The organism is Laceyella sacchari (assembly GCF_004343255.1).
In the GTDB taxonomy this organism is placed as follows: Bacteria; Bacillota; Bacilli; order Thermoactinomycetales; family Thermoactinomycetaceae; genus Laceyella; species Laceyella sacchari.
The window spans coordinates 305,647-323,415 of sequence record NZ_SMDD01000002.1 but is presented as its reverse complement, the minus strand read 5'-3'; the positions used below and the strand labels follow the sequence as shown (position 1 = coordinate 323,415).

The 17,769-nt window shown below is 47.7% G+C and carries 15 protein-coding genes, 1 tRNA gene, 1 rRNA gene, 1 other RNA gene and 1 pseudogene; 17 read left to right on the top strand and 2 right to left on the bottom strand.

All coding sequences use genetic code 11. The features are described from left to right. The first annotated feature begins 53 nt into the window (after window positions 1–53). The 14 genes from EDC32_RS08680 (at window position 54) to EDC32_RS16865 (ending at window position 13,082) form a co-directional block, all read left to right on the top strand. On the top strand, window positions 54–1,091 hold the full coding sequence (locus tag EDC32_RS08680; protein ID WP_132221474.1) for a sugar-binding transcriptional regulator: 1,038 nt from the start codon (window positions 54–56) through the stop codon (window positions 1,089–1,091). A 55-nt stretch (window positions 1,092–1,146) separates the two neighbouring features. Next, window positions 1,147–2,157, top strand: coding sequence for a type I glyceraldehyde-3-phosphate dehydrogenase (gene gap / locus EDC32_RS08675; protein WP_132221472.1), 1,011 nt, complete (start codon window positions 1,147–1,149; stop codon window positions 2,155–2,157). A gap of 142 nt (window positions 2,158–2,299) precedes the next feature. Further along, window positions 2,300–3,484, top strand: coding sequence for a phosphoglycerate kinase (locus tag EDC32_RS08670; RefSeq protein WP_132221470.1), 1,185 nt, complete (start codon window positions 2,300–2,302; stop codon window positions 3,482–3,484). A gap of 16 nt (window positions 3,485–3,500) precedes the next feature. Next, window positions 3,501–4,262, top strand: a complete 762-nt coding sequence (gene tpiA, locus EDC32_RS08665; protein ID WP_132221468.1) for a triose-phosphate isomerase — start codon at window positions 3,501–3,503, stop codon at window positions 4,260–4,262. 2 nt (window positions 4,263–4,264) lie between these two features. Next, window positions 4,265–5,806, top strand: coding sequence for a 2,3-bisphosphoglycerate-independent phosphoglycerate mutase (gene gpmI, locus EDC32_RS08660; protein ID WP_132221466.1), 1,542 nt, complete (start codon window positions 4,265–4,267; stop codon window positions 5,804–5,806). 42 nt (window positions 5,807–5,848) lie between these two features. After that, window positions 5,849–7,135, top strand: a complete 1,287-nt coding sequence (eno, locus tag EDC32_RS08655) for a phosphopyruvate hydratase (RefSeq protein WP_132221464.1) — start codon at window positions 5,849–5,851, stop codon at window positions 7,133–7,135. Between the two features lie 185 nt (window positions 7,136–7,320). Further along, window positions 7,321–7,554 (top strand): preprotein translocase subunit SecG, encoded by a 234-nt coding sequence (gene secG / locus EDC32_RS08650; RefSeq protein ID WP_022737565.1) that lies wholly within the window; start codon window positions 7,321–7,323, stop codon window positions 7,552–7,554. Window positions 7,555–7,660: 106 nt separating this feature from the next. Continuing rightward, window positions 7,661–7,775: ribosomal RNA gene (gene rrf / locus EDC32_RS08645) — 5S ribosomal RNA — on the top strand. Window positions 7,776–8,069: 294 nt separating this feature from the next. After that, window positions 8,070–8,816 carry an alpha/beta hydrolase gene (locus EDC32_RS08640; protein ID WP_132221462.1) on the top strand — a complete coding sequence of 249 codons (747 nt, stop codon included), beginning with the start codon at window positions 8,070–8,072 and terminating at the stop codon, window positions 8,814–8,816. Between the two features lie 61 nt (window positions 8,817–8,877). Continuing rightward, window positions 8,878–11,214 carry a ribonuclease R gene (rnr, locus tag EDC32_RS08635; RefSeq protein ID WP_132222026.1) on the top strand — a complete coding sequence of 779 codons (2,337 nt, stop codon included), beginning with the start codon at window positions 8,878–8,880 and terminating at the stop codon, window positions 11,212–11,214. Window positions 11,215–11,355: 141 nt separating this feature from the next. Continuing rightward, on the top strand, window positions 11,356–11,823 hold the full coding sequence (gene smpB / locus EDC32_RS08630; protein ID WP_022737568.1) for an SsrA-binding protein SmpB: 468 nt from the start codon (window positions 11,356–11,358) through the stop codon (window positions 11,821–11,823). A 90-nt stretch (window positions 11,824–11,913) separates the two neighbouring features. Then, window positions 11,914–12,278: a transfer-messenger RNA gene (gene ssrA / locus EDC32_RS08625) on the top strand. Window positions 12,279–12,291: 13 nt separating this feature from the next. Then, window positions 12,292–12,367: transfer RNA gene (locus tag EDC32_RS08620), tRNA-Thr, on the top strand. 463 nt (window positions 12,368–12,830) lie between these two features. Beyond that, on the top strand, window positions 12,831–13,082 hold the full coding sequence (locus EDC32_RS16865; RefSeq protein WP_484140791.1) for an N-acetylmuramoyl-L-alanine amidase: 252 nt from the start codon (window positions 12,831–12,833) through the stop codon (window positions 13,080–13,082). Window positions 13,083–13,575: 493 nt separating this feature from the next. On the opposite strand, the gene EDC32_RS08610 is transcribed toward EDC32_RS16865, so the two are convergent. Then, entirely contained in the window at window positions 13,576–14,301 is a 726-nt protein-coding gene (locus tag EDC32_RS08610; RefSeq protein WP_132221458.1) for a tetratricopeptide repeat protein, read from the bottom strand. 96 nt (window positions 14,302–14,397) lie between these two features. Next, a pseudogene (locus tag EDC32_RS16860) lies at window positions 14,398–14,619 on the bottom strand (tetratricopeptide repeat protein); the annotation flags it as partial. 609 nt (window positions 14,620–15,228) lie between these two features. Here EDC32_RS16860 and EDC32_RS08600 point away from each other — a divergent pair. The 3 genes from EDC32_RS08600 to EDC32_RS08595 all read left to right on the top strand — a co-directional run bounded on the left by EDC32_RS08600 (window position 15,229) and on the right by EDC32_RS08595 (window position 17,756). Next, entirely contained in the window at window positions 15,229–15,561 is a 333-nt protein-coding gene (locus EDC32_RS08600; RefSeq protein WP_158283296.1) for a hypothetical protein, read from the top strand. 732 nt (window positions 15,562–16,293) lie between these two features. Then, the gene (locus tag EDC32_RS16855) at window positions 16,294–16,578 is read left to right on the top strand and encodes a VVA0879 family protein (protein ID WP_106341684.1); all 285 of its coding nucleotides are present in this window, start codon (window positions 16,294–16,296) and stop codon (window positions 16,576–16,578) included. Window positions 16,579–16,700: 122 nt separating this feature from the next. Further along, window positions 16,701–17,756, top strand: a complete 1,056-nt coding sequence (locus tag EDC32_RS08595; RefSeq protein ID WP_211341912.1) for a radical SAM protein — start codon at window positions 16,701–16,703, stop codon at window positions 17,754–17,756. Window positions 17,757–17,769 lie beyond the last annotated feature (13 nt).

Here is a 17,769-nt window from a genome sequence, read left to right as displayed (position 1 = left end):
CGGGACACTTTTGTCTTATGCGGGACATAATGTGTCCTACGATGGGGGATCCGATGGAAAAGATCTTAAACTTACAAAAGCAATTATTGCCTGATCTGTTACAAACCATGCAGAAAAGATATGACATCTTGCGTCATATCCAGTTGATGCAACCAGTAGGACGGAGAAGCCTGACGGTTGAGTTGCAAACGACTGAGCGAGTGTTGCGGGCGGAAGTGGATTTTCTGCGGGCGCAGGGATTGGTGGCGGTCGGTTCTGCCGGGATGCAGTTGACCCAAGAAGGCATCGATCTTTTGTCCGAGATGGAGCCGCTGATGAAAGAGTTGTTTGGTTTGAACCAGTTGGAAGCGGAGTTAAAAGCGTTTCTGGGTGTGAAACATGTGGTGATTGTGCCAGGGGACGCGGATACCTCTGATTGGGTGAAAAAGGAAATGGGCAGAGCGGGCGCCCGATTCTTGAAACAACAGGCTGCGCCGGAGCAGATCGTCGCCGTATCAGGTGGAACCACCATGCTGGCGGTGGCTGAGATGATGATGCCGACGTCGGCGTTCAAACAAACAACCTTTGTGCCGACGCGCGGTGGTGTGGGGGAGGCGGTAGAATTGGAAGCCAACTACATCGCCTCGCTGATGGCCAAGCGTACTGGCGGAACATACCGCATGTTGCACATCCCCGATGAGCTCAGCGATGAAGCTTATCAAACCTTGCAGAAGGAGCCCCACATCAGGGAAGTGTTGGATCTGCTCCGATCAGCGCGCATGGTAGTACACGGGATTGGAGACGCCAAAACGATGGCCATCCGCCGGAAATCTTCGGCAGAGGTTCTTGCCAAGCTGGAGGCAGGAAAGGCAGTCGGGGAATCGTTCGGCTACTATTTTGACCGGGACGGCCAGATTGTGCATCGCGTTCGCACTTTGGGATTGGATTTGGAAGGATTGGAGCGCGTTGAACAGAAAATTGCCGTCGCCGGGGGCGCCAGCAAGGCGGAGGCGATCGTGGCTGTCTGTTCGCTGGTTTCCCAGGATACGCTCATCACAGATGAAGGGGCGGCGAGAGCTATCCTGAATAATGCGATTGTCCATCAGGAATGAATGGCGCATTCAATCGGTGATAATACAACAAGAGATTAAGAGGAGGATTTTAATCATGGCAAAAGTGAAAGTGGGCATCAATGGTTTCGGCCGTATCGGCCGCAATGTGTTTCGGGCAATGCTTAATCATCCCGAATTGGAGATCGTAGCAGTAAATGACTTGACTGACTCCAAAACTCTTGCCCATCTGTTGAAATATGACTCGGTTCACGGCAAGCTGGACGCTACTGTGATTGCAACGGAGGATGGCTTTACCGTAGATGGTCGCGAAGTAAAAGTGTTGGCTGAACGTGATCCAGGCCAAATCAAATGGGCTGATTATGGTGTAGACATCGTGGTTGAATCGACCGGCCGTTTCACCAAACGTGAAGATGCGGCGAAGCATATGAACGGCGGAGCTAAAAAAGTGATCATCTCCGCACCGGCCTCCAACGAGGACATTACCATTGTGATGGGTGTAAACCACGAGCAATACGATGCTTCCAAACATCATGTTGTATCTAACGCTTCTTGCACCACCAACTGCTTGGCTCCGTTCGCCAAAGTGTTGCATGAGAAGTTTGGTATTGTGCGTGGTCTGATGACAACCGTTCACGCTTACACCAACGACCAACAAATCCTTGACTTGCCGCACAAAGACTTGCGTCGTGCACGTGCAGCTGGCGAGTCCATCATCCCTACCACCACCGGTGCGGCTAAGGCGGTTTCTCTGGTGTTGCCGGAGCTGAAAGGCAAGCTGAACGGTTTTGCAATGCGTGTGCCGACCAAAAACGTGTCTGTTGTTGACTTGGTTGCTGAGCTGGAAAAAGAAGTAACGGTTGAAGAAGTGAATGCTGTTCTGAAAGAGGCGGCTGAAGGCGAGTTGAAAGGCATCCTCAATTACACCGAAGAGCCGCTCGTATCGATCGACTACAATGGGGATCCTCATTCCTCCACTATCGACGCCTTGTCCACCATGGTAATGGAAGGCAATATGGTGAAAGTCGTTTCTTGGTATGACAACGAATGGGGTTATTCCAACCGTGTTGTCGATCTTGCAAGCTATATCGCAAGCAAAGGCCTATAATGTTATACTAATGTAAAATGTGTTATCCTATTTCTCGGGTAACCATGAGTATAAAAGAGGAGAGCTTTTCTCCTCTTTCTCATGCTCACAGGCGCGGGTTGATTAGATGAAGCGCCTGTGTTGAACATAAGGAGGAAGGGCCATGCATAAAAAGTCGGTCAAAGATGTTGATGTTCGTGGTAAACGTGTGTTTTGTCGGGTAGATTTCAATGTGCCGATGGAGAATGGGCAAATCACTGACGATACACGGATTCGCGCCGCATTGCCCACCATCCAGACATTGGTGGAGCAAGGGGCTAAAGTCATCCTGGCTAGCCATTTGGGGCGTCCCAAAGGGAAAGTGGTTGAAGAAATGCGGCTCACGCCAGTGGCGGCGCGTTTGTCAGAACTATTGGGCAAACCAGTGGCCAAAGTGGATGAAGTGGTTGGAGCCGAGGTGGAAGCCCGTGTGTCCGGGCTTGCTGACGGCGAAGTGCTGTTGCTGGAAAACGTCCGTTTTGAACCGGGTGAAGAGAAGAACGATCCCGAGCTGGCAAAAGCCTTTGCCAACCTGGCTGACCTGTACGTGAATGATGCATTTGGTGCCGCTCACCGCGCGCATGCATCCACGGCAGGTATCGCAGAGCATCTTCCGGCCGTTGCCGGTCTGCTGTTGCAAAAAGAGTTGGAAGCTCTCGGAACGGCGCTTGCCAATCCGAAACGTCCTTTCACCGCTATCATCGGTGGGGCGAAAGTGAAGGACAAAATCGGTGTGATTGAAAACTTGCTCGACAAAGTGGACAATCTGATCATTGGTGGCGGATTGTCTTACACCTTTATCCATGCGCAAGGCCAAGGGATCGGCAAATCTCTGTTGGAAGAGGACAAAGTGGAGTTGGCAAAGCAGTTCATTGCGCAAGCTGAACAGAAAGGTGTTCGGTTGTACTTGCCAATCGATGCCGTCGTCATCGACGAGTTTGGTCCCAATCCTTCCATAGTGAAAACCGTGTCTATCGATCAAATCCCTGAGGATTTGGAAGCAGTGGATATCGGGCCGAAAACCAGGGAATTGTTTGCTGATGTGGTGAAAGCGTCCCAATTGGTGATTTGGAACGGACCGATGGGTGTGTTTGAATTTGAACAGTTTGCTAAAGGGACGAATGCAGTCGCTCAAGCGTTGGCCGAATCTACGGCGTACACGATCATCGGCGGCGGGGATTCCGCGGCAGCAATTGCCCAAGCGGGCATGGCCGATCGGGTGGATCATATCTCCACTGGCGGTGGGGCTTCGCTGGAATTCCTGGAGGGCAAAGTGCTGCCGGGTGTAGCGGCTTTGGATGATAAATAAGTGAGGAGGAAACCGCATGCGTACTCCTGTCATTGCGGGTAACTGGAAAATGCACAAGACGGCGGCGGAGGCCCTTTCCTTTGTTGAAGAAGTGAAACGGACCACGTTGCCTGCTGATGTGGAAGCGGTGTTGTGTGCTCCCTATCTCGCTCTGCCGGCATTGGCCGAAGCGACCCAAGGGACAGATATCGGCATCGGTGCGCAAAATGTCCATTGGGAAGAACAAGGGGCATACACTGGTGAAGTGAGTGTGCCGATGTTGAAAGCGGCCGGCGTCCAATATGTGATTATTGGTCACTCTGAACGGCGCGCCTATTTCGCGGAAACGGATGAGACAGTAAACAAAAAGACACGGGCAGCACTGGATGGCGGATTGACCCCGATCGTTTGCGTGGGTGAGACACTTTCTGAGCGCGAAGCTGATCAAACCAAAGAAGTGGTGCAAACGCAGGTGAAAGCGGCTTTTTCGGGGCTGTCTTCGGCGGAGATGAAGCGAACGATCATCGCTTATGAACCCGTCTGGGCCATTGGTACGGGCAAAGCATCAACAGCGGCGGATGCTGAAGAAGTGTGTGCTTTCATCCGTAAAACCGTGGCTGACCTTTATGATCAACAGGTGGCCAATGAAGTGCGGATTCAATACGGAGGCAGTGTAAAACCGGAAAATATCCGCTCCTTCATGGCAGAGCCCAACATCGACGGCGCGTTGGTGGGCGGAGCCGCCCTCAAAGCGGATTCGTTCATTCAGCTCGTACAAGCAGCAAGTGCAGGTGAATAAAGATGAGCAGACCAAAACCAGTTCTGTTGTGCATCTTGGACGGGTTTGCCCTGCGTGGGGAAACGGAAGGCAATGCCGTGGCCCAAGCAAACAAGCCCAACTTTGACCGATACTGGAATACGTATCCCCACACGACGCTGACCGCCAGCGGTAACGCAGTGGGTTTGCCGGAAGGGCAAATGGGGAATTCAGAAGTGGGACATCTTAACATCGGGGCCGGTCGGGTGGTTTATCAAGACCTTACCCGCGTGACCAAATCCATTGAAGATGGAGAGTTCTTTCAGAACGAAACCTTCTTGGGTGCGATAAAGCATGTCAAAGAACATGGCTCCGCCCTCCACCTTTATGGACTGTTGTCCGATGGTGGCGTGCACAGCCATATCCGCCATTTGTTCGCCTTGCTGGATTTAGCGGCGAAAGAACAAGTGGAGCGCGTTTACGTCCACGCCTTCTTGGACGGGCGTGACGTAGCACCGGACAGTGCCGTTACCTACATCAAACAACTGCAGGACAAACTGGATGAAGTGGGCGTTGGCCAAATCGCCACTGTCCAAGGCCGTTATTATGCAATGGACCGTGACAAGCGCTGGGAGCGTACAGAAAAGTCCTACCGGGCGATGGTTTATGGCGAAGGGCCTACATATCGCGATCCTGTGGAGGCGGTGCAAGCCTCTTATGAGCAGTCGGTCTATGATGAATTTGTGATGCCGACGGTGATTGTCGATGAGCACAATCAGCCGGTGGGTACGATCAAAGACAATGATGCGGTCATTTTTTACAACTTCCGTCCCGACCGGGCGATCCAGATTTCGCTGGCCTTTACCAACGATGATTTCCGCGGATTTGACCGGGGTCCGAAACGGCCGCAGCATCTGTATTATGTCTGCCTGACCAAATTTAGCGAGACAGTGGACGGATATGTGGCGTACAAGCCTACCGACTTGGACAACACCTACGGGGAAGTCGTGTCGCAACAAGGATTGAAGCAGTTGCGCATCGCTGAAACGGAAAAATATCCTCACGTCACCTTCTTTTTCAACGGCGGGCGGGAAGAGAAGTTTCCAGGGGAAGAGCGCATCCTGATCAATTCCCCCAAAGTTGCTACCTATGACCTCAAACCGGAGATGAGCGCTTACGAAGTGACGGAAGCGCTTCTCAAAGAAATCGAAGCTGAAAAGTATGACACCATCATCCTCAACTTTGCCAACCCGGATATGGTCGGCCATTCGGGTAAGCTGGAGCCTACCATTAAAGCGGTGGAAGCAGTGGATGAATGCTTGGGGCGCATTGTTGACCTGGTGATCTCTAAAGGTGGCGTCGCCGTGATTACCGCTGACCACGGCAACGCGGACATGGTCATCGATGAGAACGGTCGTCCGCATACGGCACACACCACCTTCCCGGTACCGTTCATCGTGACCAAGCAAGGCGTCACTTTGAGAGAAGGCGGCATCCTGGCGGATATTGCGCCGACCATGCTTGACTTGCTGGGATTGGAAAAACCTGAAGAAATGACTGGTAACACGTTGCTCAGCCGTTCGTAAGACAACGATTCAATCACATCTTGAGGAAAGAAGGAATGTTCCATGACGACCATTATGGATGTATATGCTCGCGAAGTGCTGGATTCCCGTGGGAATCCGACTGTAGAAGTGGAAGTGGTACTTGAATCTGGTGCCATCGGCCGCGCCATTGTGCCATCCGGCGCTTCCACCGGTGCGTATGAAGCAGTGGAATTGCGCGACGGCGACAAAGAGCGTTATCTGGGCAAAGGTGTGCTCAAAGCCGTGCAAAACGTGAATGATGTGATCGCTCCTCACATTGAAGGGATGGATGCACTGGATCAAGTAGCGATTGACCATGCCCTCATTCAACTTGACGGCACGCCGAACAAAGGCAACCTGGGTGCCAACGCGATTTTGGGTGTCTCCATGGCGGTAGCGCACGCAGCTGCTGATGCTTTGGGAATGCCGCTTTATCTCTACTTGGGCGGATTTAACGCCAAAGCGATGCCGGTGCCGATGATGAACATCCTTAACGGTGGCGCACATGCCGACAACAACGTGGATATCCAAGAATTCATGGTGATGCCCGTTGGCGCTGAAAACATGCGTGAAGCGATCCGCATGGGCGCAGAAATCTTCCACAACCTCAAATCGGTATTGAAAGCGAAAGGTTACAGCACTGGCGTAGGTGACGAAGGTGGTTTTGCGCCAAACCTGAAGTCCAATGAAGAAGCCCTGTCCACCATCGTGGAAGCAATTGAAAAAGCGGGTTACAAACCGGGCGTTGACGTTATGCTCGCTCTCGACGTGGCTTCTACTGAGATCTACAAAGATGGGGCTTACCACTTCGCAGGCGAAGGCATCACCCGCACATCCGCTGAAATGATCGATTTCTACGAAGAACTGACCAACAAATATCCGATCATCTCCATCGAAGACGGTCTGGCTGAAGATGATTGGGAAGGCTGGAAGCAATTGACCGAACGCCTGGGCAAAAAAGTGCAACTTGTCGGTGACGACCTGTTCGTAACCAACACCGAGCGCTTGGCTGAAGGGATCGAAAAAGGCGTAGGTAACTCCATCCTGGTTAAAGTGAACCAAATCGGTACCCTGACCGAAACGTTTGACGCTATCGAGATGGCAAAACGTGCTGGTTACACCGCTGTCATCTCCCACCGTTCGGGTGAGTCCGAAGACACCACCATCGCCGACATCGCTGTGGCGACCGGCGCTGGACAAATCAAAACCGGTGCACCATCCCGCACTGACCGGGTGGCTAAATACAACCAATTGCTTCGCATTGAAGACCAATTGGGTCACACCGCTCAATATCCTGGCCGCACCGCATTCTACAACCTGCGCGGCTAATAAGAAGAGAAGCCGTTTGGCAGATTGAGATAAGAAAGAAGGTTCTCATCGTGTATTGCGATGAGGACCTTCTATTTATTTTAAAAGAGGCGATTTGATCGATGGGTACTGTTTGTTTTTCATTGAAAACAAGCGACAAATGTGTTAAAGTCAATGCAGTGGAATAGAAGCAAGGAGGGACGCTTGTGGAACTCGCAGCAAAAATTGTCCTTGCTGTCATCAGCGTGATTCTCATCATTGCTGTATTGCTCCAATCGGGTAAGAGCGCGGGATTGTCCGGAACCATTGCCGGTGGGGCGGAACATGTGATGGGAAAAGCGAAAGCGCGTGGTCTTGATGCTTTCCTTGGCAAAGCGACGGCTGTGCTGGCTTTCCTGTTCATGGTGATGGCGCTGGTGGTTGGATATTTCATAAAATGAAGCAATACAGCCGATGTTTTTGGTCGGCTGTTTGTTTTGGGAGAAATTTTTATAAAAACCTCTTGCATTTTTCGTAGATGCCTGATATTATAATCAATGTAAGATGTCTGGTGATGATGGCGGAGGGGATCCACCCGTTCCCATACCGAACACGGAAGTTAAGCCCTCCAGCGCCGATGGTACTTGGGCATGAGCCCTGGGAGAGTAGGTCGTTGCCAGGCCACAGAAAGCCGCTCAGTGTGAGTGGCTTTTTTATTTTTTATAACTGGACTAAAGCTTCAGGGTGCTGTGATAGGCCCTGAAGCTTTTTTTGTTTGGCAACAGCTTGGTGTTTGGGCCAAGTGGGAGGGTGAAATGTGAATGAACCGTTATTCCCTGCGAAAAATGGGTAATTTTTATAATGAGGGCGTGCCCGTAACCATAAACGGGAAACGTAGTGTTGCAAATTGGCGGCGGTGTGCTATCGTTAAGATGATCTAGAAACATTCATGCAAATCGAACGGTGGGGAACGTCAATGAAGACTGTACAAAGATCTCCAGAACCTTTTTTTTATCCAGGAGGAAAAACGGGCATTCTACTGATACATGGGTTTACCGGAACTCCCTCAGAATTGAGGCCGATGGGGCAATATTTTAAAGACCGGGGTTACACTGTCCATGCCCCGCTTTTGGCCGGCCATGGCACCAGTCCGGAAGAGATGGAGCAGACCGGTTGGCGCGATTGGTGGCAAAGTGCTGTAGACGCGTATGACAGGATGCGGGCGGAGCCGCTTGAGAAATTATATGTGGCGGGATTATCGATGGGTGGTTGCCTGTCGTTGGCGTTGGCGGCGCAAAAGCCTGTGGACGGCGTGATTCCGATGTGCGCTCCTATCTATATTCGGGATCGGCGTGCGTTCTTGGCTCGGGTGGTGGCTCCTTTTTATCGTTATAAAAAACGGTCCAGTCATCGCGACCCACATATCGAGGCGCATCTGTGTCCATATGACCGGACGCCGGTGAGATGCGTGGCTGAACTGACGCGATTGATCCGCCATGTCAAAAGCATGTTGGCAGATGTGAAGGTGCCGGCGCTGATCGTGCAGGCGGGCAAGGACGAATTAATTTTGGAGAAAAGCGCCGATTATATCTACGAGCATATCTCATCAACGGATAAAGAGATTTCGTGGTATGAGAGATCCACACACATCATCACCGTGGATCGCGAGCGCAATGAGTTGTTTAAAGAAATAGAGCAATTTATTTTGGAACGATCGTCCTAGACGAAAGTGAGGTGGCAGTCTGCCTTTGGGTCCTTGGTGGGCCCCAGGGGCGGATGAAGTGATGTTGACTGAACAACAGATTCGGCAGTTTATGTTGGAACAAGCGTACAAACCGCTCACCTTGGCTGAATTGATCGACCAATTCCAGGTGGCGGAAGAGGAGCGGGAGGCATTTGCCGAGCTCTTGGAGGCCATGGAGGCAGATGGAAAAATCGTCCGTACGCGCACGCAGCGGTACGGTGTGCCGGAGCGATTTAACCTGATCCGCGGCACCTTGCAGGGGAGTTCCAAGGGATTTGGCTTTGTCATCCCGGATACACCCGGTAAACAGGATATTTACATCCATCTCAATGATATGAACGGCGCGATGGACGGCGATTTGGTTTTGGCGCGAATTCACAAGAGCAAGACAGAGAGTCGCCGTCCGGAAGGAGAGATCGTCCGTGTCCTGAAGCGGAAAAGGGACAAAATCGTCGGGACGTTTTCTCGGTTGTCCTCGCACTTTGGCTTCGTGATTCCGGACGACAAACGCATTGCCGCCGATATCTTCATTGCTCCTGAATTTCAGATGGATGCCCGTGATGGCCAGAAAGTTGTAGTGAAACTACACCATATCACAGGACGTCATTCGGCCGAGGGGGAGATCATCGAGATTTTAGGTCACCGCAATGATCCTGGCGTTGACATTGTGTCCATCATCCGCAAGCACGGATTGCCGGAAGCGTTCCCGGAAGCAGTGATCGCTGAAGCGGAGGCCATACCGGAAACGATCAGCGAAGAAGACCTGAAGGGGCGGCGCGATCTGCGCGGGCGAAACATGGTGACCATTGACGGCGAAGACGCCAAAGACTTGGACGATGCTGTGTCAGTAGAGCGGTTGCCCAATGGCAATGTGCGTTTAGGCGTCCATATCGCCGATGTCAGCTACTATGTCCGGGAAGGGTCTGCACTGGATCGGGAAGCATATGAGCGGGGATGCAGTGTCTACCTCGTTGACCGGGTGATTCCGATGTTGCCCAAGCGCCTTTCCAACGGCATCTGTAGTTTGAACCCACAAGTGGATCGCCTGACCATGACCTGTGACATGGAAATTGACCCCACAGGTGATGTAGTCGACTACGAAATCTACCCCAGCGTCATCAAAACCAACGAGCGGATGACTTATTCCGACGTCAAGAAGATTGTCGTCGACGAAGATCCGGAATTGATCGAGCGTTACCGGCCGCTTGTCGATGATTTCCGCCTGATGGCTGACTTGGCGATGCTTCTGCGCAAGCGGCGCCTAAGTCGGGGAGCGATTGACTTTAATTTCACCGAAGCCAAAATCATTGTCGATGAAAAAGGTAAGCCGGTGGATGTGGTGAAACGGCCCCGCACCATTGCCGAGCAACTGATTGAAGAGTTCATGCTCAAAGCCAATGAGACAGTGGCGGAACATTATTTCAATCTGCAAGTGCCGTTTGTTTATCGGATTCACGAGAATCCCGATGCTGAGAAATTGAAGAATTTCTATGAGTTCATTACCAGCTTCGGTTACTCGGTAAAAGGCAAGCCGGATCAAGTCCGCCCACATGCCTTGCAGAGTTTGCTGGAAAAAATATCCGGAAAGCCGGAAGAGCATGTGATCAGCACCGTTTTGTTGCGTTCGATGAAGCAAGCCAAGTATGCGACAGAAAACGTGGGGCACTTTGGCCTGGCGGCGCCCTTCTATTCGCACTTCACATCGCCCATCCGCCGTTATCCCGACCTGTTGATTCATCGTGTCATCCGCGAAATCGTGGAGAAAGGGGCGTTAACCGTCGAGCGAATTGACGAATTAAACGCCTATTTGACCGACGCAGCCCAACAATCCTCCATCCGCGAGCGGGTCGCTGTCGACGCCGAGCGGGAGACCAACGATCTCAAAGCGGCTGAGTTCATGATGGATAAAATCGGGGAAGAGTATGAAGGCATCATCTCCAGCGTCACCTCATTTGGGATCTTCGTGGAGTTGGAGAACACGATTGAAGGATTGATCCACGTCAGCTTCCTGACAGACGATTATTACCGTTACGATGAATCCCATTACTGCCTGATCGGTGAACGGACCGGACGCATCTTCCGGATCGGAGATCGCGTGCGCATCAAGGTCAGCGGTGTTAACATCGACGAACGCAAAGTGGACTTCGAACTCTTGGAGCACTTCTCCGATGAGCGTTTCGAACGTCCAGCCAAAGGAAAGAAGAAAAAATTTAAGCGCAACAAAGATGCTGACGCCGCTCGCTCCGCCAAAGGCAAAAAAGGCAAATTCTATGAAGTAAAATGGGAAGATACTGCTGCCAAGAAAAACGGAGACAGCAAGAAAAAAGGGAAAAAGAAAAAGAAGAAAACCTATCGCAACAAGAGCAAGAAGAAATGACAACACGTGAAGGAAAAAGCCAAGCTTGCGGGCTTTTTCCTTTTCTCGCTGTGCTTTTCCGTGGCCTTCAAGCATTGACTCTTTCCCAATCTTCTTGATAAAATATAAGTTGCACGACTTTTGAGGGCTGAGGTGAAAACGATGGGAAGCAAATCATCCAAAATCATTGCCAAAAATAAAAAGGCATTTCATGATTACCATATCGAAGAACAATTCGAAGCCGGCATCGTTCTCACCGGGACGGAGATCAAATCGATCCGCCAAGGCAAAGTGCAACTCAAAGACAGTTATGCCCGGATCGACAAAGGGGAAGTTTTTATCGTTGGCATGCATATCAGCCCCTTCGACAAAGGCAACCGCTTCAACGTCGACCCTACCCGCACCCGCAAACTGCTCATGCACAAGCGTGAGATTGACAAATTGCTGGGTATTACCAAGATCAAAGGGTTGACCTTGGTTCCGCTCGACGTGCATCTGAAAAACGGCTTCGCCAAAATCCAGCTTGGACTGGCGCGCGGGAAGAAGCTCTATGATAAGCGGGCGACCGAAGCCAAGCGCGAAACGGATCGGATGATTCAACGGCGCTTGAAAGAACAAAACATGCGATAAAAAATGAAATAACCTCTTGCATAATGCATGGAACCCTGCTATAATCTAAAACTGTGATCGACATATTCGCTCGACAAACAGTTGAATTCCGGGGGCGTTCTTGGGATTCGACGGGGATAGTTCGAGCGTCAGTAGCGAGCCGAGGGGTTGCGACTCTCGTTAAACACGCAAATGCCAAATGTAACTGGCAAAAACGAAAACTTTGCTCTGGCTGCTTAATTAAGCGACCAGGATCCGCTTCTCCATCGCCCATGTGGAGCTGTCGGGTCTCATACCTTAGTGGGCTAGCTGCCTGATCGGCCACTGGTCAGAAAGCGAATCTCAAGTGGCTAGTCTCTGGTAAACGCCTGTCACTGGGCAGTTATCGAGGCGAAAACTCAGTACAGTGACTGCGCTCGGAGAAGCTGGCGTGGCGATGTCTTCGGACAGCGGTTCGACTCCGCTCGCCTCCACCAACCAATACAATATGCTGATGTAGCTCAGCTGGTAGAGCACTTCACTCGTAATGAAGGGGTCGCAGGTTCGAATCCTGTCATCAGCACCAAACCTAAGCCCGAGAAGTCGGGCTTTTTTTGTGTTTAAAATTGCTCATGAAATATGGCGGGTTGCACCGCAGCCATATTATAAAAATCTAGCCGAGCAACTCTTATATTCTTTGTTGAAATCAGAGGATATAGATTAACATTAGTTACTTGAAAATGAAACGGACGAAGTAGCCCCCCTTAGTTTCAGGGGGTATAACTTACTAATTTTATTGTCCTTATTCTTTCAAACCAATCCACAGCTTCCTGTTGCATGTTGGTAAGTACATGGCTATAAATTTCCATTGTGATACGGGTATCTGAATGGCCCAACCGTTGCGCGATTTCCGCGCTTTTTTTGATGCTTCAAAAATAAGGTGAGGAGTTGTTCAGGATGAACCGCATGTTACCTAAATTACGTGACCCCAAGGTATGGGTTGTTATTCGCTTTTGTAAAGGTATTTTTAGACGCGCTGCACGTCAATATTGGCCCTGAAGAGTGGCAACTGTGGGAGGGCGTTATTAACTCCGCTTGTAGCGTTGCAAATGGCAGAATTAGTTGGAGAAAAGTTCAATGACTATAAAGGGGTGGCAGTTATATTCCCGCGTAACAAAAATACCTCATCCTCATATCCGGGGCCGCCTGAAGGACTCCGCAAACGAATCGCTTATGCGAATAATAAAAATTCTAATTTTTTCCTGTCTCTGCATTGCAATGCTGGTGGCGGTGGCTTTTAGTCCTTTGTGGCCCAAAATGCACCGGCTCGGATCAAGCAAATCCAAAAAGCAATCAACAAGGTACTGCTTTATCTCAAAGGCTACGGTTTTGGGCCACATGGGAACCCGGCAAAAGTTGATAGTCAGGCAGCTCGTTCCCGGATCGCTGTTCTCCGTGATACCAAAATGAGTGCCGTTTTGCCGGAGAACTCATCGACAATCTGAAGGAAAACAAGATGTTGCGTGATCGTCGATTCTTGGATGGGCTGGCATGGGCCATCGTTAAGGGAATAGTTTTTGCTAAGAAAAAGTGAACAAGCCGAAGCCGATGTACAGAGTGATGGTGGTTGGGAAGGAGTTTTTTGATACGGCTTATGTGGCGAAGAGTTGAAAAGGCGGTCAAAAACAACAGAAAAGAAGTTAGCATCAAACGGATTTAACAACTTTCCCAAAAAAGAAGAACCCATTTATTTTTAGATGGGTTCTTCTTTACATAAATAATTGTGTATAGCATTTAGTCATCGGGGGGCTCTGGCTGGAATTCCCTTTCAGCATGTGTATTATTGGAATAGCTTTGGTGCATAGTTAATTCACCTCCATTCTGGGATTTTATACTGAGCTCATAAAAACGGGAAAGATATTTGTTGTATTTTACTGTGTCCCTTTTCTCATAGCACTGTGCTAATTTTAGCATAATATCTTTTTCTTTTTTAGTAAAATGCCTTTCGGCTATTTTACCAGCTTCATCAAATTGTTGAATAGCCTCAGTTATTTTGTTCTGCTGAAAAAAACATTCACCTAAAGCAACTTGGGCCTCCAATTGTTTAAGTCCATTATTTACTTTTTTACTTAATTTAACTGCAGAGGTTAGGTATTTTTCAGCAAGTTCCATATTGTTTAACTGTTTGTAGAGTTTCCCTAATTCTGTGTAGTTATATGCTGGTAGCAAATACTTGTCTCGAAGCTTATTTTTAAATCGGTATGCTGTGTTGAAGCAGGTTTTTGCTGAATCAAAATCGCCTAAGTTCTTATAAGAAACGCCGAGTGTCGTCCAAAGCTCAAAACAATGGTCGAAGTGTTTAGAACGTTGAGCCATATCAATAGCTTTATTGATACATAATATTGCTTCATCATGATTCTTAAGTTCGTTGTGAAGAATCGCTTGAAGACTATACATAGTTAATTGGGTTTCAGTGTCCATCTCAGATAAGTAAGTCCACATTCTTTCTAGTGCTTTCATAGCGGCATTTGTAAAGCCTAATTTACTTAAATATATTGCTTCACTTATGAGAAGGTAATGTTTGTAGTAATTTCTTTCTCCTTCTTCTTTAAAAGCAGTTAGTCCTTTTTGAAGAAGTTTTAACGCTTGCTCAAGATTGTTTTTGCGATAGCAAACTCTCGCTAGTCCATAAAAGCAGGCTGATTTCAGATTAGACTTGGAAAGCTCCTTATGTTCATCAAAGAGGCGAATACACTCATTGTAATGTTCTTTAGACTTATCCCATCTCCCTTTTTTATAAAAGCATTTTCCCTTTAAATATTCGACGGTTGCATGGATATATGGATCGTTTGGAAGGTCTAATTTCTTGAGTCTTTTTATTGCAAAGTCAGGGCTTACACAAAAAATGTCATTTTCAATTGACTTCAGGCTTAACTTTAGTTTGGAAATATAGTCGAGTTCTTTCTTTTTAGTTTCTTCTATGTATTGTGGAATTTTTTCTAGTTTCCAGTTTAGCTTTTGGCAGTAGTAGGAAATTTTTTGTATCCCTACTTTTTTCTTTCCTAGCTCGATATTGCTAATTGTCGCAGATGTTAAAAGATCGTCAACTAAGTCTTTTTGTTTAAGTCCAAGCTCAATTCTTCGTTCTCGAAGGATTTTACCAAGCTACTTTCGATCATCTAGATACCACATAGCAACCCTCCTATTAGCGAAATGATAATTTATTTTTCTGAATTTATCAACTCGCCTCACTGGAGAAGATGACTTTTTTTGGTAAAACTATTCTTGGTTTAGGTTTAATTCAACTGAATTGTTTGGTCTAAACTGAATTTAAAGGGAAGAATTAACCTAAGCAAACGGTTAAGATAGTTAAAATTTATTGATTTGCATGATTTTTTACCTTGTTTTATACTGCGTATACAACCAAAAATAACCCCGAAGAGGTGATTGGAAGTGTTGAAACTCCAAGTTGAAGGCAACGCAAATCAAGTTCAACCATTCCTGCTAGATTTGGATCGTCGCTCAGATCTTGTTGTTAAAAAATACGAAAATTTTATCGCAGATCTTCAGCCGGAAGACAAGGTTTCTGTCACTTGCTACGTTGACCGGAGTCCAAATCCACGGCGGCGAATGCGAATTGCCCAATTGCTTTGCCAGGATGGAGTGGAAATTCAGATTCCGCTTATTGATGTTATCGAAGCTGATATGATGAATGGGATTTGGCTGATAACAGGGAGATCATACGACATCTTTGCAGACAAGAAAAAAAGAGCCATATAAAAATGGCCCACACAAGTAAGTAGATTATCTCCATTATAGCATAAATGGAATTGCCAGAAAGGAGTTCCTAATTAATGGAGGCAGTAGAGATCCGCTATTGGCACGATGAATTAACAAACCGGTTACATGTGATCATATTCTGAGAGGAACAACAAAAAAATAAAAGGCAGAAAAAAAGTTGATCGCTTTTTATAGGTATATCAGGTCACAAGAGACGATAGTAAGAGGGTAAAATGTTGGGACGATCGGTTGGGACTGTTTAAAAGAAAGTGGTTAGGTAAGTGAAGGGGTAACGGAAAAGCAGTATAACACATGATTGGATACTTGAACAGAGGCCGAGTATCCAATCTCTCTCTGTCGAAGGAATGTGTGGGTGAATGCAATGAAGGATATTACCTCGAGTTGAATGGGCGCAAACTCACCATGCTGTAGGGCATTTAATAGAGGGTGATTTAAATCAACTCTTATATCATTGGCACTGGAAAGATAGAATGACGCTTAATCAAATTGCGAGTGAGCTTTATGTTAGTGTATCCACTGTTCAAAGAATATTTGTTCTATTAGGAATGCCAAAAAGGCTGCGCGGCAGGACAGGCAATTAAGTATGAGAAAGATTGTCCAAATTTATGAGACAAGCTCAACAACAATTTTTATGTGGTTACATCGATTTAAGATTCCAACACGGAGTCGACGAAGTAATCAATAATCATTGAAGATAAGCGGTGTGGTTTTATGATCAGACAAACTGATGAAGAATGGTACAGGGAGATGCTAGATAGGTATCGTAATTTGAAGAAGGTAACATTTGAATGTCCCAATTGCGGTCACCTTCAGTCTATCGAAGACTTTGTAACTCTTGGACTTGATGCAACAAGAGCATATCAAGATTGTTTGGGACGGTACGTGGATAACTTGGGTTGTGAATTTTCAGTGGATAATGGAGAGTGTTTGCTTGATAAGATACGGATCATTGTATTGCAAGATGGAAGTGAACGTAAGGTATTCCATTTTGTTTAGAAGAATGTAAACAAACGGGTGGATGTGCATCATCATTATACCGATAATTTAGAATTGAATAAATGTGCATCCATCTGTATTATATAGTGAGGTGGATTCCCATAATAGAATCTTACATTCCGGTGTATGTGGATAAAACTAGTACACTGCGTGTTAAAATCATTGATGCTTGTGGAATGACTTGCAGCTTTTGCCACAATGAGGGGACACCTGTCACGATTGATAATCTAACCCGTGAAGTGGGCAATTGGACAAAAGCAGGTTCATCGGGTCGGGTGTCGATCTATTCGACTACAAATGGGGTAAGGTTTCTACCAGTTACAGTGTTGCCTGATAAAGAATTTGCTCAAACAATATCTTTGCTTCGTGAGACTCTAAATGTAGAAGAGTTACACCTTACCGGAGGAGAACCAACTCTTCACCCCCTGTTGCCAGAGATCATTAGAATGGCTACGGAAAGCGGATATCGCGTATGTATGACTTCTAACGGTGAAAATGGAGAACGTGTCCTTTCGGCTTGCGCAGATGCAGGACTTGATCGGGTAAACTTTTCCATCTTTGGCACAACTCCTGAAGAGCTTGTGCAGGTACAGAATAAGAAGTACCAAAATCGGAAGCTTGCTGAACGTAAAATTAAAGCATTACAAAAGTCAGTTCAGATTGCAATTAATCATGGGATAAAGGTTAGTGCAAACATTGTAGTGCCTGATTATAAGCACTCTCCACGCGTTCGACGGCTTCTAGAGGAATATGCACCTGAATTGTCTGTGCGTCTACTTAACTCCCTAGATGAGGGTAAATGCTCCATTGATGCAATTCACCAAATTCTAACCGAGCTAAAGGCAGTGCCTGTTGCGAAGTATATTACATCCGGGGTATCAGGCAGTAAGATAGCATATCGATTACCATCTGGACGTATGATCTTCTTCAAACAAATACGACCTATACGTTTGCCCAAAACCTGTGTGGGATGTCGCTTTAATAATGACACTGACTGTCAAGAAGGATATTATGGCGTAAGGCTCTATCGGGATCAAAGCGGGAGGTATCAGGTTGGGGTTTGTATTCAACGTATGGATCTATGTATGCCAGTAGAAGACTTTGTTGTCAGTGAACTGTGTAATGAAATCGTAGAATTTCGTGAAGCGGAATATGATGCTCTCATTAAGGGTTTATGAAAAAGGAGGAAGT

What these genes read in the sequence shown, in the direction of transcription:
- EDC32_RS08680 (WP_132221474.1), top strand. Translation starts at nt 54, where the DNA reads ATGGAAAAGATCTTAAACTTACAAAAGCAATTATTGCCTGATCTGTTA.
- gap (WP_132221472.1), top strand. Translation starts at nt 1,147, where the DNA reads ATGGCAAAAGTGAAAGTGGGCATCAATGGTTTCGGCCGTATCGGCCGC.
- EDC32_RS08670 (WP_132221470.1), top strand. Translation starts at nt 2,300, where the DNA reads ATGCATAAAAAGTCGGTCAAAGATGTTGATGTTCGTGGTAAACGTGTG.
- tpiA (WP_132221468.1), top strand. Translation starts at nt 3,501, where the DNA reads ATGCGTACTCCTGTCATTGCGGGTAACTGGAAAATGCACAAGACGGCG.
- gpmI (WP_132221466.1), top strand. Translation starts at nt 4,265, where the DNA reads ATGAGCAGACCAAAACCAGTTCTGTTGTGCATCTTGGACGGGTTTGCC.
- eno (WP_132221464.1), top strand. Translation starts at nt 5,849, where the DNA reads ATGACGACCATTATGGATGTATATGCTCGCGAAGTGCTGGATTCCCGT.
- EDC32_RS08640 (WP_132221462.1), top strand. Translation starts at nt 8,070, where the DNA reads ATGAAGACTGTACAAAGATCTCCAGAACCTTTTTTTTATCCAGGAGGA.
- rnr (WP_132222026.1), top strand. Translation starts at nt 8,878, where the DNA reads ATGTTGACTGAACAACAGATTCGGCAGTTTATGTTGGAACAAGCGTAC.
- smpB (WP_022737568.1), top strand. Translation starts at nt 11,356, where the DNA reads ATGGGAAGCAAATCATCCAAAATCATTGCCAAAAATAAAAAGGCATTT.
- EDC32_RS08610 (WP_132221458.1), bottom strand. Translation starts at nt 14,301, where the DNA reads ATGAAAGCACTAGAAAGAATGTGGACTTACTTATCTGAGATGGACACT.
- EDC32_RS16855 (WP_106341684.1), top strand. Translation starts at nt 16,294, where the DNA reads ATGATCAGACAAACTGATGAAGAATGGTACAGGGAGATGCTAGATAGG.